We start from the raw sequence: 23,455 nt of genomic DNA on the forward strand, positions 1-23,455 counted from the left end.
GCTGTTCCCGGGGCTGCGCCGGGAGCTCGGACGTGGCGGCGCCCGTAACGAGCGAAGCGAAGTGAAGGTCGCAGTCCGGACACCCCCTACCCCCGCCCCGCCCCCGCACCACCCACGGGCAAAAGCACCCACCCACCGGCACCCGCCCACCCACAGCCACTCACCCACACCCACAGCCACTCACCCACACCCACACCCACACCCACACCCACACCCACCTGTGGCATGCCCCACATCCCCTACCCACCCTTATGCAACTAGTTGCACAAGCCTCCACGCGTCGTCTACAACAGTCCGTGACGACCCCGCGCGAGGAGGCGCCCCCATGGCTCCGACCACCCCGTACCCGCACCTGCTGAGCCCGCTGGACCTTGGTTTCACCACGCTGCCCAACCGGGTGCTCATGGGCTCCATGCACGTGGGCCTGGAAGAGGCGGAGCACGGCTTCGAGCGGATGGCCGCGTTCTACGCGGAGCGCGCCCGGGGCGGCGTGGGCCTCATCGTCACCGGCGGCATCGCCCCGAACGACGCCGGCCGCCCCTGGGACGGCGGCGCGAAGCTGACGACCGCCGAAGAGGCCGCCGAGCACCGCCTGATCACCGACGCGGTGCACGAGGCCGGCGGCCGGATCGCGATGCAGATCCTCCACTTCGGCCGCTACGCCTACCACCCCGCCCTGGTCGCCCCGAGCCCGATCAAGGCCCCGATCAGCCCGTTCGCGCCGAACGAGCTGTCGGACGCGGAGGTCGAGCAGACCGTGGAGGACTACGTGCGCTGCGCGGAGCTCGCCAAGGAGGCCGGCTACGACGGCGTCGAGGTGATGGGCTCCGAGGGCTACCTGATCAACGAGTTCATCGCGAGCGCGACCAACCACCGCACCGACCGCTGGGGCGGCTCGTACGAGAACCGGGTCCGCTTCCCGCTGGAGATCGTGCGCCGGATCCGGGAGCGGGTGGGCACGGACTTCATCGTGATCTACCGGCTGTCCATGCTGGACCTGGTCCCGGGCGGCTCGACGCTCGACGAGGTGACGGCCCTCGCGAAGGAGATCGAGGCGGCCGGCGCCACGATCATCAACACCGGCATCGGCTGGCACGAGGCCCGCATCCCCACGATCGCGACCTCGGTGCCGCGTGGCGCGTACACGTGGGTGACGAAGCGGCTCATGGGCGCGGTGTCGATCCCGCTCGTCACGAGCAACCGCATCAACACGCCCGAGGTCGCCGAGCGGCTCCTCGCCGAGGGCCGGGCCGACATGGTGTCGATGGCCCGCCCGTTCCTGGCCGACCCGGACTTCGTGGCGAAGGCGGCGGCGGACCGCGCCGAGACGATCAACACCTGCATCGGCTGCAACCAGGCGTGCCTGGACCACACCTTCAGCCTGAAGATCACGTCGTGCCTGGTGAACCCGCGCGCCTGCCACGAGACGGAGCTGGTCCTCTCCCCCACCCGCCGCGCCAAGCGCGTCGCGGTCGTCGGCGCGGGCCCGGCGGGCCTGGCCTGCGCGGTGTCGGCGGCGGAGCGCGGGCACGCGGTCACGCTGTTCGACGCGGCGGCGGAGATCGGCGGCCAGCTGAACGTCGCCAAGCGGGTGCCCGGCAAGGAGGAGTTCGAGGAGACGCTGCGCTACTTCCGTGTCCAGCTCGCCGAGCGGGGCGTGGACGTGCGCCTGGACACGCTGGTGTCGGCGGACGACCTGGCGGAGTACGACAAGGTGGTGGTGGCCACCGGTGTGACCCCCCGCACCCCGGAGATCGAGGGTGTCGACCACCCGAGCGTGGTCGGGTACCTGGACGTGCTGCGGCACGGCGCGCCGGTCGGCGAGCGGGTGGCGATCCTGGGCGCCGGCGGCATCGGCTTCGACGTGGCGGAGTTCCTGACCGACGGCGGCGAGGGCGCGAGCCAGGACCCGGAGACGTACTTCCGGCAGTGGGGCGTGGACACGGCGTACGAGTCGCGGGGCGGCCTGCGCGCCCCGGAGCGCCCCCGGCCGCCGCGCCAGGTGCACCTGCTCCAGCGCAAGACGACGAAGGTCGGGGCGGGCCTCGGCAAGACGACGGGCTGGATCCACCGCACGGAGCTGAAGCACCGCGGCGTGACGATGGTGGCGGGCGTGTCGTACGAGCGGATCGACGACGCGGGCCTGCACGTGACGATCGACGGCGAGGCGAAGGTGCTGCCCGTCGACACGGTGGTGCTGTGCACGGGCCAGGAGCCGCGGCGCGGCCTGTACGAGGAGCTGGTCGCGGCGGGCCGTACGGCGCACCTGATCGGCGGGGCGGACGTGGCGGCGGAGCTGGACGCCAAGCGGGCGATCGACCAGGGCACGAGGCTCGCCGCCGCCCTGTGAGCGGGGCGGCACACCCCACTTCAACTCAACCCACCCCACCTCAACTCAACGCACCCCACTCCACCCCACGTACGTGGATACTGGTCAGCACTGGACGGACCGGCACTTCCACGCACGCGAAAGGGCGAGGATGGCAGCGGAGTTGGGGCACCGCGGGACGCGTCACGCGGTCGTCATCGGGGGAAGTCTCGCGGGCCTGCTGGCCGCGAGGGTGCTGAGCGAACACGCCGAGCGGGTGACGGTGATCGAACGCGACCGCTACCCGGAGGGCCAGGAGGCACGGCCGGGCGTCCCACAGGGCCGGCACCTCCATGTGCTGATCGAGGGCGGCCAGCGGGCACTGGACGAGCTGCTGCCCGGGTTCATGCGCGAACTGGTGGCCCTGGGCGCGCCCAAGGTGGGCATCCCCCAGGACATGATCCAGTGGCAGAACGGCCAGTGGTACGTGCGGTCGGAGGCGACGGCGCACTTCTACACCGGCCCGCGCCCGCAGTTGGAGTGGCTGGTGCGGCAGCGCGTCGCCGCCGACCCCCGTATCGAGCTGGTCGAGGCGACGGAGACGGTGGGCTTGCTGGGCGACGCGTCACGGGTACGGGGCGTGCTGGTGCGCGAGCGGGGCTCGGGCGCGGACCGGGAGCCGCGGGCCGTGGAGGCGGATCTCGTGGTGGACGCCTCGGGGCGCTCGACGCGGGCCCCGGAGTGGCTGACGGCGATAGGGGCGGAGGCCCCGCACGAGGAGAGGCTGGACACGGGCCTGGCGTACGGCACGCGCCTGTACCGCGCTCCGGAGGACGACGCGTCGACGGACGCTCTCGGCTACTACGTGGTGCCGGGCCCGTCGCAGGTGTACGGCGGGGTGGTGGTGCCGCTGGGCGACGGACGGCACGTGGTGACGCTGTCGGGGCTGCGGGACGACGCGCCGCCGACGGAGGACGGCCTGTTCGAGGAGTTCGCGGCGAAGCTGCCGCACCCGGTGGTGAGCGAGTGGCTGGCGAAGGCGGAGCCGCTGACCCCGGTGTTCGGTGCCCGCAAGACGGACAACGTGCGGCGCCGCTACGACCGTCCGGGGCGCCGCCCGGCCGGTTTCCTGGCGACGGGTGACGCGCTGTGCGCCTTCAACCCGATCTACGGGCAGGGCATGGCGGTCGCGGCGCTCTCGGCGCTGGCGCTGCGCAAGGCCCTCGCCGACCCGCGCCGCACCCCGACGACGCTGCGGGTGCAGCGGGCGCTGTTCGAGGCGTCGAAGCAGGCGTGGGACATCTCGGCGGGCGCGGACAAGAAGATGCCGGGGGCGACCGGGGACGCGCTCAAGCCGGGTCCCGCGGACCGGCTGACGGGCTGGTACCTGCGCCGCGTACAGGAGCGGGTGGCGGGCGACCCGGTGGTGGGCACCCCGTTCCGGGAGGCGCTGACACTGACGGCTCCGCTGACGGTCCTGTTCAGGCCGTCGGTGGCGCGCGCGGTGCTCTTCCGCCCGGCGCCGGACACCCCGCAGGGCCCGCCGCTGCTGCGCGAGCAGGCTTAGGGGTGTCCGTAGAGTCGGTGGTTCCTCGCTCCCGGGTGTGGTGCGCCGACATGAACTGACGGATCACGCCGTCCACGCCGTCCACGCACCGGAAGGCGCTACAGGGGGTTCACGGCACCCGTGCCGGTGCGCGGCTTGACGGTGGACGTGTTCGGCGTGAACTCGGCCTTGTAGCCGAGGAGGAGACTCGCGGCCGGGGCGAGCAGCCCCGGCTTGCTGTCGCAGGTGGCCACACCTTCGGCGTCGGTGGTGGCCGTGCACAGCACGGTCCCGCTCGTGGTGGTGAAGCGGAAGGTGCCGGCGTAGATCACGTCGTCGTACTGGGCTTTGGCTGACAGGTTCTTGACCTGGAGCGGCAGCAGGCTCAGCGAGGCGGGCCGGGCCGTGACCACGACTCCCGTGGGGTCGGCATCGGCCGAATCCGGCCAGTCGCAGGTGGTCAGGCTGCGGTTGAATTCCATGCCTGGGGGGCACTCCTTGATGTACGGAGCCGACCCCTCGCAATGCACGAACAAGTGGGGTTCGTCGGGGTGGGCGAACAAGCCCGTTCCGGCCACGCAGACGCCGACGGAGTTGCCGGCCTCCGCTGATGACGCCGAGGCCGGGGCGGACCACGCCGTCCCCGACACGGCCAGCACCGCGCTCGCCCCCATGGCCATGGTCCCGATCATCCGATTGACTGCCGCCCGCATCGCGGTCCCCTTCACAGTGGCTTTCGTTGGCGACATAACGCTACGGATCAAGGACGTTGAGTCACCATAGGGTTTCTCGCCAACCGCGGATGCCGCGCCTCTCTTCGCGGGGGGGACACGGCCTAGCCCTGCTCCGCGGCGTTCCACTCCGTCCGGTGCCCGAAGCCCCGGCCGTTGTCGACGAGACGCAGCCAGGTCGGCCGGATCTCCCAGTGGTCCGCGCGGGACAGGGCGCGGGCGAGGCGTCCGGTCGTGGCGACGAAGGGGTAGCGGCGCGCGTACGCGGCGCGCGCCGCCGCCAGCGTCTCGCCGCTCGCCCGCACGCACAGGCCGCGGCCCTGGACGCCGGTGAGCGAGGGCCACGCCTGTCCGTCCCGGTGCGCGGTGAAGGCGACGCGCGCCTCCGGCGCCTGCCGGGCGAGGGCGACGCCGTGGCGGGTGGAGCGGGCGGTGAGGAAGACGAGGCCGCCGGTGTCGCTGACGGCGTAGAGCACGGCGCAGGCGCCCGGCCCGTCCTCGTCGGCGTAGGCGAGCGACAGGGTGGTGTGGGCGGCCAGCGCCTCGCGCAGCCGGTCGGAATGGCGCATGAGGAAGCTCCCGGCTCAGACGCGTACGGTTCGGGCCTTCCACCGTACGACGGATTCGGCGCGCCGAAATCCACCTCTCCCATGGACCAACGTCCCTTCTGTGGCGGGACTTTCGTCATGTCCGAGCGGGTCACACCCCCGGGGCGGCCGTCACCACGCCGGCCGCGATGCCGGCGCTGAGGGCCGCGTAGTCGTCGGCGTTCTGGGCCGCGTAGCGCAGGGCGAAGTCGGCGACGCCCCGGTCGAAGACGTCGGAGGAGCCCAGGTACGAGGCGATGGCGATGCGGTCTCCGGAGCGGGCGTGGGCGCGGGCGAGGGCCCGCCCGCACAGCCGCGCGTACTGGCGGAGCACGGCCGGGGACATGGTCTCGACCTCGGCGGAGCCCTTCATGTCGCGCAACTGGCGCCAGTAGAAGTGGCGTTGCTCGGGTCCGGTCATCCAGCCGAGGAAGATGTCGCTGGCGGCCTGGGTGAGGCGCTGCCCGCAGACGACCCGGCGGCCCTGGTGGCCGAAGACGCTGGGGACGAGGTACTGCTCCAGGACCGAGGGCCCGGCCTCCTTGATCTGGAGGAAGAGCGGGTCGGTGTCGTCGCGGCCCTCCAGGAGCAGGATGAAGCAGCGGGTGCCGACGCTGCCGACGCCGACGACCTTGCGGGCGGCGTCGACGTAGCGGAAGCGGTCGAGGAGCATCCGGCGCTCCTCGGAGAGCGAGCTGCGGTAGTCGCTGAAGATCTTCCCGATGGTGACCCGGTCTACGTCGGTGACTCGTTCGAGCAGCGGCGGGTCCTCGACGATGTGCCGCCCGGTCTCGTCCTTCCGGGTGAGCTTGGCGAACGCCTGGAGGCTGGTGCGGCGGCGGGCGTGGGCGAGCCGCTTCTCCAGGCGCTTGCGGTCGGCGGTGCGGCTGACCAGGGAGGCGACGTCCTCGGCGGAGATCCGCTCGTACCAGACGTCGAGTTCGCCGAGCCCGGCGAGGCGGCGCATGGCGGCGCGGTAGCCCTCGGCGGAGATCTGGGCGGCGCGGTGGGCCTTGGCTTTGGGGGTGCCGTTCTGGAGGGCGGCGACGGCGATGGAGGCGGCGAGCCGTTTCACGTCCCACTCGAAGGGGCCGGGCAGCGTCTCGTCGAAGTCGTTCACGTCGAAGAGGAGCGTCCGTTCGGGTGAGCCGAACACGCCGAAGTTGAGCAGGTGGGCGTCGCCGCAGAGCTGCACGGTGAGCCCGGTGTGGCGCTGGGCGGCGAGGTCGGCGGCCATCACGGCGGCGGCGCCGCGCAGGAAGGCGAAGGGGGAGACGGCCATGCGGCCGTAGCGGATCGGGACGAGTTCGGGGACCCGGTCGTGGGACTGGCGTTCCAGGACGTCCAGCGGGTCGGGGCGCTGCGAGGAGGGTATCCAGCGGCCGTGCGAGGAGCGGGGGACGCGCTTGCGCGCGGCCCGGCCTCTCTCGGCCCGTTCGGAGGGTGTCGTCATCCGGCCTCACCCGCTTCTTCCACCGCCGCTGCCTCCGCTGTTCCGTTGCGATCCATTACAAAACGGGACACACGATTCGGCCACTCTCGGCGAACGGACTTCCAGAATGGTTTAGACCAATGATAGGAATTGCTCACCCACACGGTTCGAACGCTCACACCGAGCAAGGGTCGAACCCTGCATGACAGAGAGGGTCCGTGACATGGCCGAGCCCGTTTCCGAGCCCGGACCGAGGGCGGCGCTTCCGCTCTACCTCCGGGTCGCCGCAGTGCTTCGGGACGACCTCATCCAGCGCCGCATCTCCCCCGGCAGCCGACTGCCGTCCGAGCGCCACCTCGCCCACCGCTTCCACGTCAACCGGCAGACCGTGCGCGGCGCGCTCCAGCTCCTGCGGGACGAGCGGCTCGTGGTCACCGACCGGCGGGGCACCTTCGCCGCCTCGGCGGACCAGGAGCAGCGGGGGGCCGGCGGGACGGCCCCGCGGCGCTCCTTCCCCGGCGGGCCCCGGGCGGCCGACGCGCTGGTGCGCGCCGCGCTGTCCTGGGAGGCGCCGCCGGGGGCGCTCGCCGCGCGGCTGTCGCTGGCGCCCGGGGAGCCGACGCTGGTGCACCGGCACGCGGTGCTGACCCCCTCGGGGGTCTCGCTCCAGCGGTCGGTGTCCTGGTTCTCCCGGCCCGCGCTCCTGGAGATCCCGCAGCTCGCCCGCTACCGGCGCGGCGCCGAGCACTCCCGGCAGCGGCCCGACCTGCGGCTGCTCTACCACTGGATGCACCACGCCGGGCTGCGCACCACACACCGGGAGTCGGTCGGGGTGCCGCAGGACACCGCGGGGCATCCGGCGGACCGGATGTCCTCGGGGGCGGCGCGGCTGAGCGTCCACCGGGTGGTGAGCGACCAGCACGGGCACGCGCTGGAGGTCACCGACATCGACGTGGCGGCCCGGACGGGCTCCTGGACCTACGAGTTCAGCGGCTGACACCCGGCCGGCGGGGCCCGTCCACCCCGCCCGCCCGGCAGCCCGCCGCCACCTCCGATCCGGGCCCGTACGGTCTTGTCCCGTCAGACGATGCCCTCGGCGATCTCCGCCTCCTCGCGGGCGTTGCCGTACGCCGCGGGGGTCCCGTACGAGCGGCGGGCGACGTACCACCACACGCTGGCGAGCACGAGCACCACGGCCAGCGCGATGACCGCGTAGTTCATGCTGTCGACGGTCACCGGCGACTTCTGCGGCAGGCAGAAGAGGACGGTGACACCGGCCACCCAGACCACCGCGATCCAGCCGATCGGCCTGCTCCAGCGGCCCAGGTTCCACGGGCCGGGGACGAAGTCGCGTCCCTTGCGCAGCCGCAGGTAGATCGGGATGGCGTAGGCGGGCGTGATGCCGATGACGTTGATGGCGGTGACCGCCCCGTACGCGGTGGCGGAGTACAGCGACGGCAGGGCGAGGACCGCCGCGACCGCGACGGACAGCCAGACGGCCGGCACCGGGGTCTGGGTGCGGCTGCTGACGCGGCGCCAGAGCGCGGAGCCCGGCAGCGCGTTGTCGCGGCTGAAGGCGAAGACCATGCGGCTGGCGGCGGCGACCTCCGCGTTGCCGCAGAAGAGCTGGGCCACGATCACCACGAGCAGCAGCGCCTTGGCGCCGCCCTCGCCGAGCGCGTCCAGGAGGATCTGGGCGGGCGGCACGCCGGTCGCGCTGTTCTGGGTGCCCACGTAGTCCTGGATGGCGAAGGTGAGCCCGGCGAGCAGGGCGAAACCGGCGATCCAGGAGGCCCAGATGGCGCGGACGATGCCCTTGGCGGCGGTCACCGAGGCGTTCGCGGTCTCCTCCGAGAGGTGGGCGGAGGCGTCGTAGCCGGAGAAGGTGTACTGCGCGAGGAGCAGGCCGATCGCGGCGACGTAGAGCGGGTTGGCCCAGCCGGTGTCGTTCACGAACTCGGTGAAGACGAAGCTGGCGGACTGGTGGTGGTCGGGCACGATCGCGAGCGCGCCGACGATGAGGGCGACGCCGCCGAGGTGCCACCAGACGCTGATCGAGTTGAGGACGCTGACCAGGCGGACGCCGTAGAGGTTGAGCACGGCGTGGACCAGCAGGATCACCAGGAAGATCAGGAAGGTGGAGCCGGGGGTGGGGGCGATGCCCCACTGGAGGTTGAGGAAGGCGCCGGTGAACAGGGCGGCGCCGTAGTCGATGCCCGCGATGGCGCCGAGCAGACCGAGCAGATTCAGCCAGCCGGTGTACCAGCCCCAGCGGCGTCCGCCGAGCCGGTCGGCCATGTAGTAGAGCGCCCCGGAGGTGGGGTAGGCGCTGGTGACCTCGGCGAGGGCGAGACCGACGCACAACACGAAGAGCCCGACACCGGCCCAGCCCCAGAGCATGACGGCGGGGCCGCCGGTGCCGAGGCCGAAGCCGTACAGGGTCATGCAGCCGGAGAGGACGGAGATGACCGAGAAGCTGATGGCGAAGTTGCCGAAGCCGCCCATCCGGCGGGCGAGGACCGGCTGGTAGCCGAGCTCTCTCAGCCTCGCCTCCTCGGCGTCCTGGGCCGGTGGCGGCTTGCGTATCGCGTCGGTCGGGGTGGTGCGGGACATGCGTTCCTCCGGGGACGGGACGTACGGACGTGCGAGCTCACGGGCTTACGGACCTACGGACTTGCGGACTTACGGGCTGCGGGCTCACGGGCGTACGGGGGGATATGCGGGGGGGGCGGAGAGAGCGGGGCGACGGCGGCGGCCGGTCGGGGTCAGGACCCCTGGCGGGACTCCGGTGCGCCGAGGCAGCGGGCCCTGGCGCGTAAGAAGACCTCCTCGGCGGGCCCGCGTTCGTCGGGGACGGGCGTGCGGTACGCCCAGGGCTGCGGGGTCCAGTACGGGCCGAGGGCCTCGAACACCCGGGCCCCGTCGGCGAACTTGAGCGCGCCGTACAGGGCGTGGGCCAGGTGGTTGAGGTCGAGCAGGCTGGCTTCCTCGGTGGCGCAGAAGAGGAACCAGGTGTCCATGGCGCGGCGCGCGTCGCGGACCGCGTCCTCGGCGACCCAGTGCAGGTCGAGGGCGCGCTCGTGGCCCCGGTCGCGCCGGTAGCGCTCGACCCGCACGTACAGCGGAAGGGCGTGCAGCGCGGAGCCGACGGGGGCGGAGGAGGAGGCCCACTGGGCGTAGTTGACGGCCTCGGAGAGCGGTCCGGGCCGCCGGGCGTAGACGAACTGGAGCATCCGGTGGTGCGCCTCCCGGTTGTGCGGGTCGCGCTTCTCTGCCTCGGCGAGGAGTCCCCAGGGGCCGGGCGGCAGCATGGGCGCGGGCGGCGGGAGCCGGTGTTCGGCCATGCCCTGCCTGGTGTCGAGGAGGGAGAGGGCGAGCCGGCCGACCCAGGGCACCGGGTCGGCGGGGGCCCGTTCGACGGCCTCCCGGCAGGCGGTCCACGCCTCCTGCCAGAGCTCGCGGGTACGGGCGTGGGCGGCGCGGTGGGCGCGGACGGCCCGCTCGACGGCGACGCGGGAGTGCATGACGGCGGCGGCGATGGAGTCGGGCTGCTCGGCGCGCCAGGCGGCGACGACGTCGGTGCCGGCGGCGACGGCGGCGAGGACCTGGGTGCGGCGGGTCCAGCCCGGCCAGCCGGTGGTCTCGTCGAGGAGCCGGGCCATGGCCACCCAGCGGCCGGTGCGCAGGTCCTGGACGGCACCCCGTAAGGCGTGGTCGTGGCCCGCCGGGTGGTAGACGGGCCGGAAACCATGCGCGGCCATCAGGGGGCCGTGCGGGGGGTGGGGGGCGCCGGGTGGCGGGTGGGAGACATCATTCCTCGGTGAGGTGGGTGGAGGGGCTGGTCGGTCCCCTTGGCCATCCCGGCCGTTGATCGGCGATCACTATAGAGGTCGCTGGACGTGACCGGTCCACTTTCATCCGTGACCGTAACTATCAAGCCAGCGACCGAATTTGACTTCATGTCAGTGATGTTTCGGAAACTGACGGGATCTCCACGGAAACCTTGACGGGGCGCCCCCGCTGCATCAGGCTGACCGGTTCCACGATCAAGGATCCCCACCCACCGCACAGCAGCAGGGAGTCGCGCGCATGACGGGCCCGGTACTCGCCGTCGACCAGGGCACGTCGGGCACCAAGGCGCTCGTCGTCTGCCCCGAACGCGGGGTGATCGGGACCGGCTTCGCCCCCGTGCACCCCCGCGCCCTGCCCGGCGGACTGGTCGAGGTCGACCCCCGTGAGCTGTACGGCTCCGTCGTCGCGGCCGGCCGCGCGGCGCTCGCCGAGGCCGGCGCGCCCGTCGTCGCGGTGGGCCTCGCCAACCAGGGCGAGACCGTGCTCGCCTGGGACCCGTCGACCGGGGAACCGCTCACCGACGCCCTCGTCTGGCAGGACCGCAGAGCCGCCGCACTCTGCTCTCAACTCACCATGCATGAAACGGAGTTGAAACGTATCACCGGTCTGCCGCTCGATCCCTACTTCGCCGCGCCGAAGATGGCCTGGATCCGCCGCAGCCTCACCGGGGCCGGAGTCGTCACCACGAGCGACTCCTGGCTCGTCCACCGGCTCACGGGAGCCTTCGTCACCGACACGGCCACCGCGGGCCGCACCGGACTGCTCGACCTGGACACCGCCGCCTGGTCCGGGGCCGCGCTCGACGTCTACGGCCTCGGCGGGGAGCGCCTGCCGCGCGTGGTGGACTGCGACACGCCAATCGGCACCACGACCGCCTTCGGGCCGCCGCTGCCGCTGACCGGGCTCCTCGTCGACCAGCAGGCCGCCCTGCTCGCCCAGCACGTCACCGAGCCGGGCACCGCCAAGTGCACGTACGGCACGGGGGCGTTCCTGCTCGCCCAGACCGGCGCCGCGCCGCGCCGGGGCGACTCCGGCCTGGTGTCCTGCGTCGCCTGGCGGCTGCGCGGGCGCACCAGCTACTGCCTGGACGGACAGGTCTTCACGGCCGCCTCCGCCGTCCGCTGGCTCACCGGCCTCGGCGTGATCTCGGGGGCCGCCGACCTGGACCCCGTCGGCGGCTCGGTGCCCGACGCGGGCGGCGTCACCTTCGTCCCGGCGCTCGCCGGACTCGCCGCCCCCTGGTGGCGCGGCGAGGTGCGCGGCTCGCTCACCGGCCTGGGCCTCGACACCGGCCCCGGGCATCTGGTGCGGGCCCTGTGCGAGGGGATCGCCGCGCAGGTGGTGGAGCTCGCCGGGGCCGCGGCGGCCGACCTCGGCGCCCCGCTGACCGCGCTGCGGGTGGACGGCGGGCTGACCCGCTCGGCGCTGCTGATGCAGACGCAGGCCGACCTGCTCCAGCGGCCCGTCGAGGTCTCCGCGCTCCCGGACGCCACGGCGCTCGGCGTGGCGGCGGTCGCCCGCCTCGGCCACTCCCCCGGGCTCGCCGTCCACGAGGCCGTACCGGAGTGGAAGCCCTCCGCCGTGTACGAGCCCCGCATCACGCCCGCCGAGGCGGGGGAGCGCCTGGCCCGCTTCCGCGCCGCCGTGGACGGGCTGCTCACGGCGGGGCCCGCGCGGGGCGCGGGGGCGGGGCCCGGGAGCGGCGCGGGGGCAGGCGCGGGTCCGGACGGACGACCCGACGCGGGGCCGGACGGCGCCCCGGGATCCGGCGCCTCAGGAGCCGAAGCCCCGGGATCCGGCGCCTCCCCGACCAACCCCGCCGGAGCGGCCACGCCCCCCGGCGCGCCCCTCGGGGTGACCGCCCCGTGAGCGTCACCCGTCGCGGGGCGCTGCCGGACAGCGCGGTGCCGGGCGGCGCGTACGACGTGGTCGTGGTCGGCGCCGGTGTGGTCGGCTGCGCGATCGCGCGGGAGCTGGCCCGGTACCCCTCGCTGCGGGTCGCGCTCGTGGAGGCCGCCGGGGACGTCGGCGAGGGCAGCTCCAAGGCGAACACGGCGATCCTGCACACCGGCTTCGACGCCGTCCCCGGCTCGCTTGAGGCCCGGCTGGTCCGCGAGGGCTCCCGGCTCCTGACCGCGTACGCCCGGGAGGCCGGCATCCCGGTCGAGCCCGTCGGCGCGCTGCTCGTCGCCTGGGACGAGGAGCAGCTCGCCGCGCTCCCCGGCCTCGCCGCCAAGGCCGCCCGCAACGGGCACCACGGCACCCGGTTCGTCGGCGCCGCCGAACTCCGCGCCCTCGAACCCCACCTGGGCCCCGGGGCGCTCGGCGCGCTCGCGGTGCCCGACGAGTCGATCGTCTGCCCCTGGACCACCCCGCTCGCCTACGCCACCCAGGCCGTGCGGTCCGGGGCCGACCTGCACCTGGACTGCCCGGTCGAGAAGGTGCGGCCCGGCGGCCCGGAGGCGCCGCACCGGCTGATCACCCGGCGCGGCGTCCTGCGCGCCCGCTACCTGGTCAACGCCTGCGGCCTGTACGCCGACGCGTTCGACGCGCTCGTCGGGCGGTACGACTTCGCCGTCACCCCGCGGCGCGGCCAGCTCCTCGTCTTCGACAAGTTCGCGCGCGGGCTCGTCCGGCACATCCTGCTGCCGGTGCCGGGCGCCCTCGGCAAGGGCGTGCTCATCGCGCCGACCGTGTACGGCAACGTGATGCTCGGCCCGACCGCCGAGGACCTCGACGACAAGACCGCGACCGGCTCCACGGCGGAGGGCCTCGCCGGACTGCGCGCCCAGGGGCGCCGGATCCTGCCCGCGCTGCTGGACGAGGAGGTCACCGCCGTCTACGCCGGGCTACGGGCCGCGACCGGCGCCGAGGACTACCGGATCGCCGCCCACCCGGAGCTGCGGTACGTCACCGTGGGCGGGATCCGCTCCACCGGGCTCACCGCCTCCCTCGCCCTCGGCCGGCACACCGTGGAACTGCTCGCCGGCGCGGGCCTGGAGCTCGGGCCCGAACGGCCGCTCGCCCCGGTGGCGATGCCGAACCTGGGCGAGGCGTTCCCCCGCCCGTACCGGGACGCCGCGCGCATCGCCCGCGACCCCGCGTACGGCGAGATCGTCTGCCACTGCGAGCGGGTCACCCGGGGCGAGATCCGCGACGCGCTCGCCTCCACCGTGCCGCCCGCCTCGCTCGACGGGCTGCGGCGCAGGACCCGCGCGCGCGGCGGACGCTGCCAGGGCTTCTCGTGCGGGGCGGCCGTGCGGGCGCTGTTCGAGGAGGGCACGGCGTGACGGATACGGCAGAGGCGGGGGCCGGGCCGGGGACGGCGGCGGACCGCGCGGTGGACGTCCTCGTCGTGGGCGGCGGCCCCGCCGGGCTGGCCGCGGCGGCCCGGCTCGCCGCCGGGGGCGCGGGCCGCGTCGAGGTCCTGGAGCGGGAGCAGGAGGCGGGCGGGGTGCCCCGGCACTGCGCGCGCGGCGGCTTCGGGCCGTTCACCGGGCCCGGTTACGCCCGCCGGGCGGTGCGCGCCGCCGTACGGGCCGGGGCGGCCGTCAGGACCGGGGTGAGCGCGACGGGCTGGGCCGGCCCGCTGACCCTGGAGGTGACGTCGCCCAGCGGCCTCGAACGGATCACCGCGCGGGCGGTGGTCCTCGCCACCGGTGCCCGCGAACGCCCGCGCAGCGCCCGCCTGGTGCCGGGCAGCCGGCCCGCCGGGGTGTTCAGCACCGGCGAGCTCCAGCAGTCCGTCGAGCTGTTCGGGCTGCGCCGCGAGCGGATCGGGCGGCGGGCCGTCGTCGTCGGCTCGGAGCCGGTCGCCCGGCACGCGGTGCGGACCCTGCGGCGGGCCGGGGTGAGCGTGGTGGCCGTCGTCGCGGACCGCCCGCGCGGGCCGCGCCTGCCGCCGCCGGTGCTGCGCGGGGCGACCGTGGTCGAACTCGTGGGCCGGGGGCGCCTCTCGGGCGTCGTGGTGCGGGCCGCCGACGGGCGCACCGCGCTGCTGCGCTGCGACACGGTCGTCTTCACCGGCGACTGGATCCCCGACCACGAACTGGCCCGCTCCGGCGGCGTCCCGCTCGACCCGGCGACCCGCGGCCCGGCCGTCGACACCGCCTTCCGTACGCCGGTGCCGGGTGTCTTCGCGGTGGGCAACCTGTTGCGCGGGGTGGAGCCCGCGGTGGTGGCCGCCGCCGAGGGCCGCGCGGTCGCCGCCGCCGTCCTCGACCGGCTCGCGGGCGCGCCCTGGCCGGGCCCCGGGGTCCCGCTCACCCCCGCGGGCGGCGTGCGCTGGGCCTCCCCCGGCCGCCTCACCGAAGCCCCGGCGGCGACCGCCCCGGCACTGCTGCTGCGCCCGGCCGAGCGCCTGTTCCGGCCGCTGCTGACGGTGGTCCAGGACGACCGGGTGCTGTACGAGGGGCGGCTGGCGGGGCCGGTGGACCCGCACCGTTCGGTGCGCCCGCCCACCGGCTGGACGGCGGACGTGGACCCGGCGGGCGGCCCGGTGCTGCTGCGGCTCGACAGGCCGTAGCGCCGCGCGGGACACCGTCGTAGCCCCGCGCGGGACACCACGTGGCCCCGCGCGGGACCGCGCGGGACCGCGCGGGACCGCGCGGGATACCGCCGGGGCGCGGATTCCGCCACACTGGGCGCTATGTCCGACAAGCGCAGTGCCGGTCTCCTCCTCTACCGCAGGACCCCCGACGGCGGTACGGAGGTGCTCATCGGCCATATGGGCGGCCCGTTCTGGGCCGGGCGGTCCACGGGCGCGTGGTCCATCCCGAAGGGCGAGTACGGGCCCGAGGAGCCGCCCCTGGACGCCGCGCACCGCGAGTTCGAGGAGGAGCTGGGGTTCCCGGCGCCGGACGGGGAGCGGGTGGCGCTCGGCGAGTCCCGGCAGGCGAACGGGAAGACGGTCGTGGTGTGGGCCGTCGAGGCCGACCTGGACCCGGCGCGGGTGGTGCCGGGCACGTTCACCATGGAGTGGCCGCGCGGCTCGGGCACGCTGCGGGAGTTCCCCGAGATCGACCGGGTCGGCTGGTTCGCCCCCGAGGCGGCGGCGCCGCTGCTGGTGGCGGGTCAGCAGACCTTCCTGGAGCGCCTGGCGGAGCACCTCGGCGGGCCAGGGGCCTGATTGTCAGACCCGTGAGAGAGGGTGGTGAGGACGACCGCCGCATCTCGAAGGGGAGCCCGACATGACGACGATCACCGGCCGTGAGCGCGCCGCCGCCCAGGCGTACTTGCGCCTGCTCGAATCCACCCAGGCGGTCCTCGCCGATCCGCGCCTCGAACCGTTCGCGGCGGCGATGCTGACGCATCCGATGGCCGAGGCCGACGAGGCGCTGCGCGCGGCGGGCTTCACGGGGAACGAGGCGGAGCTGCTCCATCTGGTGGCCGCCCTGCGGGCGTCCCCCGCCGTGGAGCGGGGCAGGCCCGGATGACCCGGCGGGGCCGGGGCCTCCGTCCGGGCCCCGGCCCCGCCGGGTCTCAGCGTCCGCGCGCCTCGCCCCGGCGCTCGGTCCGGCGCTCCGGGTCGGGTGCGTCACCGGGGGCGGGTGCGGCGGACGCGGGGCTGTCCGGCGGGTCCTGGCGGCCGGGGCGGCGGCCGAGGAGTTCTGCGAGGCCCCGGCGGGTGGCGGCGACGACCACGCGGTCGCCGGGGCCGAGGAGGTCGCCGGGCGGGAGCTGCCAGACCAGGCCGTAGCCGGAGCGGTTCGCGGGGACGCCCGCCGCGCCGCGCGCGATGACCCGCCAGGACCCGGGACGGAACGCCTCGGCGACCGTGCGGCCCTCCAGGAGGGGGTGGTCGGTGACGTCGAGCGCGGCGAAGAGCAGCACCCGGCGCTCCACGGGGATGGCGCCCAGGACCTGGCGCCCCATCATGGCCCCGGCGAAGGCGGGCGCCGCCAGGTGGGAGACGCTGCGGCTGCGGGTGAGGGCGTCGGGGTGCGCCGCGCGCAGGGTGCGGTAGACGGCGGTGGCGAAGTCGTCGTCGTAGAGCCGCAGCGCCACCCGCAGGTCGGGGCTGATCGAGCGGGCGTGCAGCGCCGCCTCCAGGTTGGTGATGTCCACGCTGGTCAGGGCCAGCAGGGCGCGGGCCCGGTGGATGCGGGCGGCCTCCAGGACGCCCTCCTCGGTGACGTCGCCGATGACGGTCGGGACCCGCAGCCTGCGGGCGAGGGCGAGGCCGCGGGCCTCCGGGTCGGCCTCCACGCAGACCACCGGGATGTCCATCCGGCGCAGCCGGGCGAGGACCCGGGTGCCGACCTTGCCGAGGCCAAGCAGCACCACGTGGCCGGAGAGGCCGCGGGGCGGGCGGCGCAGGGCGGTGGCGGAGCGGAAGGTGCCGAGGGCTTCGAGGAGGGCCGCGACGAGGACGGGCAGCAGGAGCAGGCCGACGAATCCGGCGAGGATCTGGAGCAGCTGACGGCTGGTCGGCTCGCCCACGGCGGGGTCGCCGATGGCGAAGACGTCGAGCAGGGTCAGGTAGGCGGCGTGCAGGGGGTGGTCGCCGGTGGCGAAGGTGGAGGCGAGGGCGAGCCCGAGGACGGCGGCGGCGACACCGGCGAGGGACCAGCGCAGCCGCCGGGAGAAGAGCGAGCCGACGGGCAGGGTGGAGCCGCCGAACCAGCCGGTGGCCTGCGCGGGGCCCTCGTAGCTGACGGCCTCCAGGGCGACGATGCCGCGCCCGGTGGCGGCGGCGACGGCCGCGTCGTCGGGCAGCAGCCGCGGCCCCTGGTCGCCGCTGCACTCGGAGCCCTCGCTGCCGGCGGGGTCGGTGGCCGTCGCGGACAGCAGCGCCAGGGTGCACAGGCCGGGGTCGGCGACCTCGCCGGGCGCGGGCGGGGTGCGGTCCACGGCGTGCAGCAGCAGTCCGCCGGCCTGGACCACCTTCTTGCTCCCGGCGATCGCGGTGGCCGCCAGGGCGGGGGCGGCGGTGTCGGCGTCGGAGAGCACGGTGGTCGCCGCGTCGAGCTTCTCGGGGTCGAGGCCGGGTTCGGAGACGGCGGCGGCCTGGTCGAGGAGGGTGGCGAGGTGCTGGCCGAGCTTGCGGTTGTAGAGCCGGATGACCAGGCGGAGCCGGGGGTTGAGCCGGCGGGCGGCGAGGGCGGCCCGGATGTTGCGCTCGTCGTCCTCGTGGACGAGGGCCAGCGCGGCGGCCCGCCGGACACCGGCGTCGAGCAGGGCCTGGTCGTCGGCCTCGGCGGCCTCCACGACGAGGATCGGGCGGGGCGCGCCGCCGCCGCGCTGGTCACCGGCGGAGCCTGGACCGGAACCGGAGCCGCCCGATCCCCCGGTCCCGCCCGTGGTGCGGCTGACTGCGGCGGTGACCCGGCCGAACAGGGCCGCGGCGCGCCCGGTGCGGGCGGCGGCGGGGCGGCTCGGGGCGTCGCCGGGCGCGGGGACGAGCAGGGTGACGCGCTCCCCGTACATCTCGTGCAGCTCCGCCGCGAGGCGGTGGGCCAGCACGTCGTCACCGCAGACGATCATGTGCTCGGCGGGGGCGGCGCCGTCGGGGCCCGCGGGGGCAACGGGCCTGCTCTGGTTCGGGAATGAGGACACGTCACCAGGATGCCCTGCGGCTCGGACAGCGGGCCGTTCGCCCGTGCGGAGCAGCGCGCCGGGCGCCCGCCGACGGCGACGCGCCCACCCTCCGGCAGAGCCGCTACGCCGGTCGGCGCACTTCGCCCTGCGGGCTCCCCGAGCCCTTCCTAGGGTGGCTGAATGATCGTCACGCCAGCTGTCCGTCATGCCACCGCCGGTGCCGCGGTGCTGCTGCTCGCCCTGCCGGCCGCCACGGCCACGGCCGCCGCCCCGTCCGCTCCCGGGGCCCCCGCCGCCCGCACGCGCCTCGGGGCGTCGGCGGCCGAGCCGATGCCCCCGGCGCGGTCCTTCGTCGATCCGGCCCGGCTCGACCGTTCCGGTACGCAGGTGCAGCCGCTGCGGGGCGCGCCGGGGCTGCCCTCCGTCTCGGCGCTGTCGTGGGTGGTGGCGGACGCGGCCACCGGCGAGGTGCTGGCGGCCCGGGACGCGCACCGGCCGCTGCCGCCCGCGAGCACGCTGAAGACCCTGTTCGCGCTGACCGCGCTGCCCCGGCACGAGGCGGCCGAGCGGCACACGGTCAGCGACGAGGAGCTGACCGGGATCGGCGAGGGCAGCAGCCTCGTCGGGGTGAAGGAGGGGTACACGTACAAGGTGTCGGACCTGTGGAACGGCGTCTTCCTCAGCTCCGGCAACGACGCGGTGCACGTCCTGGCGGCGATGAACGGCGGCTGGGACGCGATGTCGAGGCTGATGCAGGAGAAGGCGCGGGCGCTGGGCGCGCGGGACACGCACGTGGTGTCGCCGGACGGCTACGACGCGCCGGGGCAGGTCTCCTCCGCGTACGACCTGGCGGTGTTCGGGCGGGCGGGGCTCCAGGACCCGCAGTTCACCCGCTACTGCTCGACTCGGTACGCGGACTTCCCGGCCGGCGGCTGGTCGTACGGCATCGCCAACACGAACCGGCTGCTGACCGGCGCCGACGGGGTGGCCCGCTACCCGGGGCTCATCGGGATCAAGAACGGCTACACCAGCAACGCGGGCAACACGCTGGTGGTCGGCGCCCGGCGCGAGGCGCGCACGCTGGTCGTGTCGGTGATGAACCCGCAGGGCGGCGGCGGTTTCGCGGTGTACGAGGAGGCCCGGGAGCTGCTCGACTGGGGCTTCGACGCGGCGGGCCGGGTGCAGCCGGTGGGCTCCCTGACACCGGCGAAGGCGCCGCGCGAGAAGGTCCGGCGGGCCGTGCACAGCACCGCGCGGGACAGCGTCCAGGCGGGCCCGGAGGCGCAGGAAGGGCAGCACGGCGAGGCGACCCCCTCGGGCCGGACGGCCGGGCTGCCGCTGGCCCTGGTCGGCTCGGCGCTCGGGGCGGCCCTGTCACTGTGGCTGTGGCGCCGGTTCGGGGCGCGCGGGAACTGAGCCGCGTACGAGGCGGGGCGCCAGGGCGGCGAGGACGGAGACACCCGCGGCGAGCACCAAGGTGCCGGTGAGGCTGTAGGGGGCGAGCGGTCCGGCGACGGCCGCCCCCACGGCGAAGCCGGTGATCTTCAGGCTGGCTCCGGTGGTGAAGATCTGGCCGCGCAGCCGGGCCGGCGCCTCCCGGTGGCGGATCGCGAACAGGGCGGTGAGCTGGGGCCCTTCGCCGCACCCGGCGAGGAGCGCGGCGGCGACGAGGAGCCCGGGGCGGCCCCCGGCGGCCAGGGCCGTCGCCGCCGCCTGGACGAGCGCCCCGGCCCGCAGGAGCGTGTCGGGGGCGAGCAGGGCGGGGAAGCGGGCCAGCACGGCGTTGGCTGCCATGGCGGCGACCGCGGTGCAGGAGAGCAGCAGGGCCCCGCGCCCGGCCTCGCCGAGGACGCGCGCGCCGAGCAGCGGAAGGCACGCGGTGAACATGCCCTGGGCCGCGCAGGACACGGCGGAGGAGAGGGTCGCCCCGGCCAGCGCGGGACGCCCGGCGATGGCCCGGAATCCGGCGACGACGTCGCCGAGGACCGCGCGGATCGCGCGGGCGGAACGGGCGGAGCGGGCGGAGCGGGCGGCCCGAGTCGAGACGACCGCCCGGGCCGCGCGGAGCGCGCGGGCCGAGCGGACCAAGCGGGCCGCCAGGACCGGCGCGACAGGTCCCCGCGCGGGCGGCTTCGGGGGCCGTGGCGCCGCCGAAGCCGTATGCGGCGCGGGTGCCTCCGGCGTCCCGCGCGGGCGGGCGGGGAGGGTCCAGGCGGCGGGCAGGGCCGCCGCGATGAGCGCCAGGGAGGCGACCACGGCCGCCGGGGCGCCGAGCGTCTCCGCCACGCCGCCCGCCAGCGCCGGTCCGGCGAGGCTCGCCGCGCTGAACGTCAGGGCGTCCAGGGCGTTCGCCCGGGGCAGCCGGTCGGGCGGCAGGACGGACGGGAGCTGGGAGGTCCACCCGCCCGACAGGGCCGGTCCGAGCAGCCCGGTCAGGACCGCGAGGGCGAGGGTGACGCCGAACGGCAGCCGGCCCAGGCCCGCGAGGACCGTGCCCAGGCCCGTCGCGTACAGGGCGAGGGCCACCGCCAGCAGACGGCCGGGCCGGCGGGCCCGGTCGAGGAGCGCGCCGAGCACCGGCCCGCCGACCGCGGCGGCCACCGTGACACCGGCGAGCAGCGCCGCCGCGCGGAACGCGGCCCCGGAACCGGATCCGGACAGCGCGAACGCCGCCAGCATCAGCGCGGGTCCCGCCATCTCGTCGCCCGCGCGGGCGGCGACGGCGCCGGTGAGGTACCGGCGGAGTGTGTAGCGCGTCTTCACCGGGAGGACGGTACGGAGGTAACTCAAAACCCCGCAAGATGCGTTACAGTCCCGGCGTGTCCCCAGCCCCTTCCCCAGCCTCCTCCCCGTCCCCCGCCCCACCTCCGTCCTCACCCCCCTCCCGGCCTCCCGCCCCACCCCCCTCCCGCGACGACCGCGCCTCCCGCCTCTCCGTGCTGACGGCGGCCCAGCGGACCGCCGCCCTGCTCAACGCCCTCGCCGGGCCCCGGCCCGACCCGGCGGAGGTCGCCGGGGTGCTCCTCGCGCACGGCGAGACCGGGCCGCTCGGCCTCACCGCGCGGGACGTCGACGGGCTGCGCGCGGCGGCCGGGCTGCTGCGGCCGGTGTTCGCCGCCGGGGACACCGACGAGGCCGCGGAGCTCCTCAACGGCCTGCTGCGGGAGCACACCGGCCCGCTGCGGCTCACGTCCCACGGCGGCGGCTCGCCCTGGCATCCGCACCTGGACCCGGACGACGACTCCCCCTGGGACACCTGGTTCCTCGCCTCCTCGTGCATGGCCCTGGCCGTCCTCGTCTGGGACCGGCAGCGCCCGCCCGGCGGGATCTGCGCCTCGGTCTCCTGCGAGCACGTCTTCCTCGCCCAGGGCAGCGGCCCGGAGCGCCGCTACTGCTCCCGCCGGTGCGCCACGCGCGAGCGGGTCGCCGCCCACCGCAGGGCCCGCTCCGGGGCCGGCCCGGACACCCCGGCGTAGGGCGGCCCGGCGGTCCGGCTCAGCGGTCCGGCTCGTCCGGGCGGGGCCGCTCGTCGCCCGTCAGGTGCCGGTGCGACCAGCCCAGCAGCAGGCGCAGGGTACAGAGCAGCGTGGCCGCCCACAGGGCGGCGAAGGCCCAGATGAGGGGCGGCGACTCGGTGACGACGGCGGCTGCGAAGAGGCCGAGGGCGGCGACGGCGAGCAGGGCCGTGGCGCGTCCGCTCACGCGGGGGCCGTGGCGCCGGGGCCGATCCCGGGCCAGGTCCCGCTCGATCTCGGCCAGGACGCGTCGTTCCCGGGCCGTGAGCCGTGTCCCGTCCATCGCCGGACACCTCCGGGGCGGACGCGGGTCTCGGGCGCCGGGCCCTTCGGCTCCGGCCGTCCGCGCGCCCTACCCGGCGCCTACCCCGCCCGCCCGCGCCGAACCGTCCCCGGGTGTCAGGGCCGGGACGGCGGGGCGGGGCTCGGCCAGGTAGTGCTCGGCGGCATGGACCGCCTCGGGAGCGCCGCGTACGCCCATGAGGACGCAGAGCGTGTACGCGGTGTCCTCGAAGCGCCGGTGGACCGCGGGGTCGCCCGGCCGGGCAAGGATCGCGCGTTCCTGGGCGCGGTAGCTCCGCAGCAGCCGGTCGATGGTGTCGCGGTCGGGGAGCAGCATCCGTTTCCTCCTGGTACGCCCTGGTCCCCCGGCCCCACCATCGTGCGGGCTGCGGCTCACCGACGCGACCCGCGGCGCCACGCTCCGTGACCGGCGCGGGCTCCCGGCGTGCGCGGGCGGCGCGCCGGGCGGAGGGTCGAGGTGAGGGGAGCCGAGGCGGACGGGCGGAGGTCGGGGTGATGGTTCCGGGCGAGGGGCTGCGCGTCGTCGTCACCGGCGCCACGGGGAACGCCGGCACGAGTCTGGTGCGCGCGCTGGAACGGGAGCCGCGGGTCGGGTCGGTGCTGGGGCTGTCCCGCCGGCCGCCCCGGCGGGCGTTCGGGGCGGCGGAGTGGGCCGCGGTGGACCTGGCGCGGGAGGACGTGGGTCCCCGGCTCGCGCAGTACGTGGCGGAGGCCGACGCGGTGGTGCACCTGGCCTGGCGCTTCGGGCCGACGCACGATCCGGTGGCGACCTGGCGGACCAACGTGCTGGGCTCGGTGCGGGTCTTCGAGGCCGTCGGCGCCGCGCACGTACCGGTGCTGGTGTACGCGTCCTCGGTGGGGGCCTACTCCCCCGGGCCGGGCGGCGGGGCGCCCGTGTCGGAGTCCTGGCCGACGCACGGCTGGCCGGGTGCCGCGTACACGCGGGAGAAGGCGTACGTGGAGCGGGTCCTGGACGGCTTCGAGCGGGACCGGCCGCAGACGCGGGTGGTGCGGCTGCGGCCGGGCTTCCAGTTCAAGGAGGAGGCGGCGGGCGCGCAGTGGCGGGTCTTCGCGGGGCGCCTGCTGCCGGGCGGGCTGCTGCGGCCGGAGCTGCTGCCGCTGGTGCCGGAGCTGTCGGGGCTGCGCTTCCAGGCGCTGCACACGGACGACGCGGCGGACGCGTACCGGCGGGCGCTGCTGCGGGACGTGCGGGGCGCGTTCAACCTGGCGGCGGAGCCGGTGGTGGACACGGCGGTGCTCGCGGAGGTGCTGGACGCGCGCCCGGTGCGGGTGCCGAACGCGGCGGTGCGGGGCGCGCTGGCGGCGGCCTGGCGGCTGCGGGTCGCGCCCTCGTCGCCGGGGCTGTTCGACGCGGTGCTGCGGCTGCCGCTGCTGGCGACGGGGCGGGCGCGCCGGGAGCTGGGGTGGGCGCCGGCCAGGACCTCGGTGGAGGCCCTGGAGGCGCTGCTGCGGGGGCTGCGGTCGGGCGCCGGGGACTAGGTCCTGTCGTCACACTCCCGTCCGCCTCCCTCCGGGCTGCGACGGGACCTCCTCGTCGACCCCACTTACAAGCCGGGCTGGGAGTTCCCCGGCGGCGTCGTCGAGCCCGGCGAACCGCCCGCCCGCGCCGGGATGCGCGAGG

20 protein-coding genes and 1 pseudogene are annotated in these 23,455 nt (G+C 75.7%); 12 read left to right on the forward strand and 9 right to left on the reverse strand.

The window, feature by feature from the left end:
• The first annotated feature begins 325 nt into the window (after positions 1-325).
• Positions 326-2,350, forward strand: coding sequence for an NADPH-dependent 2,4-dienoyl-CoA reductase (locus tag AB0C99_RS36600; RefSeq protein ID WP_362484343.1), 2,025 nt, complete (start codon positions 326-328; stop codon positions 2,348-2,350).
• A 130-nt stretch (positions 2,351-2,480) separates the two neighbouring features.
• A complete protein-coding gene (locus AB0C99_RS36605; protein ID WP_362484345.1) occupies positions 2,481-3,875 on the forward strand; it encodes an FAD-dependent monooxygenase in 1,395 nt (464 codons plus the stop codon).
• Between the two features lie 98 nt (positions 3,876-3,973).
• Here AB0C99_RS36605 and AB0C99_RS36610 read toward each other — a convergent pair whose 3' ends face one another.
• From AB0C99_RS36610 to AB0C99_RS36620, 3 genes are all read right to left on the reverse strand, one after another.
• Positions 3,974-4,603, reverse strand: a complete 630-nt coding sequence (locus AB0C99_RS36610; RefSeq protein WP_362484347.1) for a carbohydrate-binding module family 14 protein — start codon at positions 4,601-4,603, stop codon at positions 3,974-3,976.
• Between the two features lie 86 nt (positions 4,604-4,689).
• Entirely contained in the window at positions 4,690-5,154 is a 465-nt protein-coding gene (locus tag AB0C99_RS36615) for a pyridoxamine 5'-phosphate oxidase family protein (protein ID WP_362484349.1), read from the reverse strand.
• Positions 5,155-5,284: 130 nt separating this feature from the next.
• Positions 5,285-6,625, reverse strand: a complete 1,341-nt coding sequence (locus tag AB0C99_RS36620) for a DUF2252 domain-containing protein (RefSeq protein ID WP_362484351.1) — start codon at positions 6,623-6,625, stop codon at positions 5,285-5,287.
• Between the two features lie 202 nt (positions 6,626-6,827).
• On the opposite strand from AB0C99_RS36620, the gene AB0C99_RS36625 reads away from it, so the two are divergent.
• Entirely contained in the window at positions 6,828-7,601 is a 774-nt protein-coding gene (locus AB0C99_RS36625) for a GntR family transcriptional regulator (protein WP_362484353.1), read from the forward strand.
• An 83-nt stretch (positions 7,602-7,684) separates the two neighbouring features.
• On the opposite strand, the gene AB0C99_RS36630 is transcribed toward AB0C99_RS36625, so the two are convergent.
• Positions 7,685-9,217: an amino acid permease gene (locus tag AB0C99_RS36630; RefSeq protein WP_362484355.1), complete on the reverse strand. Its 1,533-nt coding sequence runs from the start codon at positions 9,215-9,217 to the stop codon at positions 7,685-7,687.
• 152 nt (positions 9,218-9,369) lie between these two features.
• Complete coding sequence (locus tag AB0C99_RS36635; protein ID WP_362484357.1) at positions 9,370-10,365, reverse strand: hypothetical protein; 996 nt, start codon at positions 10,363-10,365, stop codon at positions 9,370-9,372.
• A gap of 328 nt (positions 10,366-10,693) precedes the next feature.
• Between AB0C99_RS36635 and AB0C99_RS36640 the strand changes: the two genes are divergently transcribed.
• The 5 genes from AB0C99_RS36640 (at position 10,694) to AB0C99_RS36660 (ending at position 15,891) form a co-directional block, all read left to right on the forward strand.
• The gene (locus AB0C99_RS36640; protein WP_362484359.1) at positions 10,694-12,325 is read left to right on the forward strand and encodes an FGGY family carbohydrate kinase; all 1,632 of its coding nucleotides are present in this window, start codon (positions 10,694-10,696) and stop codon (positions 12,323-12,325) included.
• Positions 12,322-13,746 carry an FAD-dependent oxidoreductase gene (locus tag AB0C99_RS36645; RefSeq protein ID WP_362484361.1) on the forward strand — a complete coding sequence of 475 codons (1,425 nt, stop codon included), beginning with the start codon at positions 12,322-12,324 and terminating at the stop codon, positions 13,744-13,746. Before AB0C99_RS36640 ends, AB0C99_RS36645 begins: the two co-directional genes overlap by 4 nt.
• Positions 13,743-14,981 carry an FAD-dependent oxidoreductase gene (locus tag AB0C99_RS36650; protein WP_362484363.1) on the forward strand — a complete coding sequence of 413 codons (1,239 nt, stop codon included), beginning with the start codon at positions 13,743-13,745 and terminating at the stop codon, positions 14,979-14,981. Before AB0C99_RS36645 ends, AB0C99_RS36650 begins: the two co-directional genes overlap by 4 nt.
• A 123-nt stretch (positions 14,982-15,104) precedes the next feature.
• Positions 15,105-15,584 (forward strand): NUDIX domain-containing protein, encoded by a 480-nt coding sequence (locus AB0C99_RS36655; protein ID WP_362484365.1) that lies wholly within the window; start codon positions 15,105-15,107, stop codon positions 15,582-15,584.
• Positions 15,585-15,645: 61 nt separating this feature from the next.
• Positions 15,646-15,891, forward strand: coding sequence for a hypothetical protein (locus AB0C99_RS36660; protein ID WP_362484367.1), 246 nt, complete (start codon positions 15,646-15,648; stop codon positions 15,889-15,891).
• A 46-nt stretch (positions 15,892-15,937) separates the two neighbouring features.
• Here AB0C99_RS36660 and AB0C99_RS36665 read toward each other — a convergent pair whose 3' ends face one another.
• The gene (locus AB0C99_RS36665; RefSeq protein ID WP_362484379.1) at positions 15,938-17,941 is read right to left on the reverse strand and encodes an NAD-binding protein; all 2,004 of its coding nucleotides are present in this window, start codon (positions 17,939-17,941) and stop codon (positions 15,938-15,940) included.
• Positions 17,942-18,175: 234 nt separating this feature from the next.
• On the opposite strand from AB0C99_RS36665, the gene AB0C99_RS36670 reads away from it, so the two are divergent.
• The gene (locus AB0C99_RS36670) at positions 18,176-19,411 is read left to right on the forward strand and encodes a serine hydrolase (RefSeq protein WP_362484368.1); all 1,236 of its coding nucleotides are present in this window, start codon (positions 18,176-18,178) and stop codon (positions 19,409-19,411) included.
• Here AB0C99_RS36670 and AB0C99_RS36675 read toward each other — a convergent pair.
• Positions 19,370-20,758: an MFS transporter gene (locus AB0C99_RS36675; RefSeq protein WP_362484370.1), complete on the reverse strand. Its 1,389-nt coding sequence runs from the start codon at positions 20,756-20,758 to the stop codon at positions 19,370-19,372. The two genes, AB0C99_RS36670 and AB0C99_RS36675, sit on opposite strands and share 42 nt — an antisense overlap.
• Before the next feature lie 173 nt (positions 20,759-20,931).
• Here AB0C99_RS36675 and AB0C99_RS36680 point away from each other — a divergent pair, with 173 nt between their 5' ends.
• Positions 20,932-21,471, forward strand: a complete 540-nt coding sequence (locus AB0C99_RS36680; protein WP_362484372.1) for a CGNR zinc finger domain-containing protein — start codon at positions 20,932-20,934, stop codon at positions 21,469-21,471.
• A 19-nt stretch (positions 21,472-21,490) separates the two neighbouring features.
• Here AB0C99_RS36680 and AB0C99_RS36685 read toward each other — a convergent pair whose 3' ends face one another.
• Both AB0C99_RS36685 and AB0C99_RS36690 read right to left on the reverse strand, forming a co-directional pair.
• Positions 21,491-21,793 carry a hypothetical protein gene (locus AB0C99_RS36685; protein WP_362484374.1) on the reverse strand — a complete coding sequence of 101 codons (303 nt, stop codon included), beginning with the start codon at positions 21,791-21,793 and terminating at the stop codon, positions 21,491-21,493.
• A 69-nt stretch (positions 21,794-21,862) separates the two neighbouring features.
• On the reverse strand, positions 21,863-22,129 hold the full coding sequence (locus AB0C99_RS36690; RefSeq protein WP_362484376.1) for a DUF5133 domain-containing protein: 267 nt from the start codon (positions 22,127-22,129) through the stop codon (positions 21,863-21,865).
• A 179-nt stretch (positions 22,130-22,308) separates the two neighbouring features.
• Here AB0C99_RS36690 and AB0C99_RS36695 point away from each other — a divergent pair, with 179 nt between their 5' ends.
• Positions 22,309-23,313 carry an NAD-dependent epimerase/dehydratase family protein gene (locus tag AB0C99_RS36695; RefSeq protein ID WP_362484378.1) on the forward strand — a complete coding sequence of 335 codons (1,005 nt, stop codon included), beginning with the start codon at positions 22,309-22,311 and terminating at the stop codon, positions 23,311-23,313.
• Between the two features lie 42 nt (positions 23,314-23,355).
• Positions 23,356-23,455: pseudogene (locus AB0C99_RS36700) on the forward strand (NUDIX domain-containing protein); the annotation flags it as partial.

It is taken from the genome of Streptomyces sp. NPDC048659 (assembly GCF_040650575.1).
In the GTDB taxonomy this organism is placed as follows: domain Bacteria; phylum Actinomycetota; class Actinomycetes; order Streptomycetales; family Streptomycetaceae; genus Streptomyces.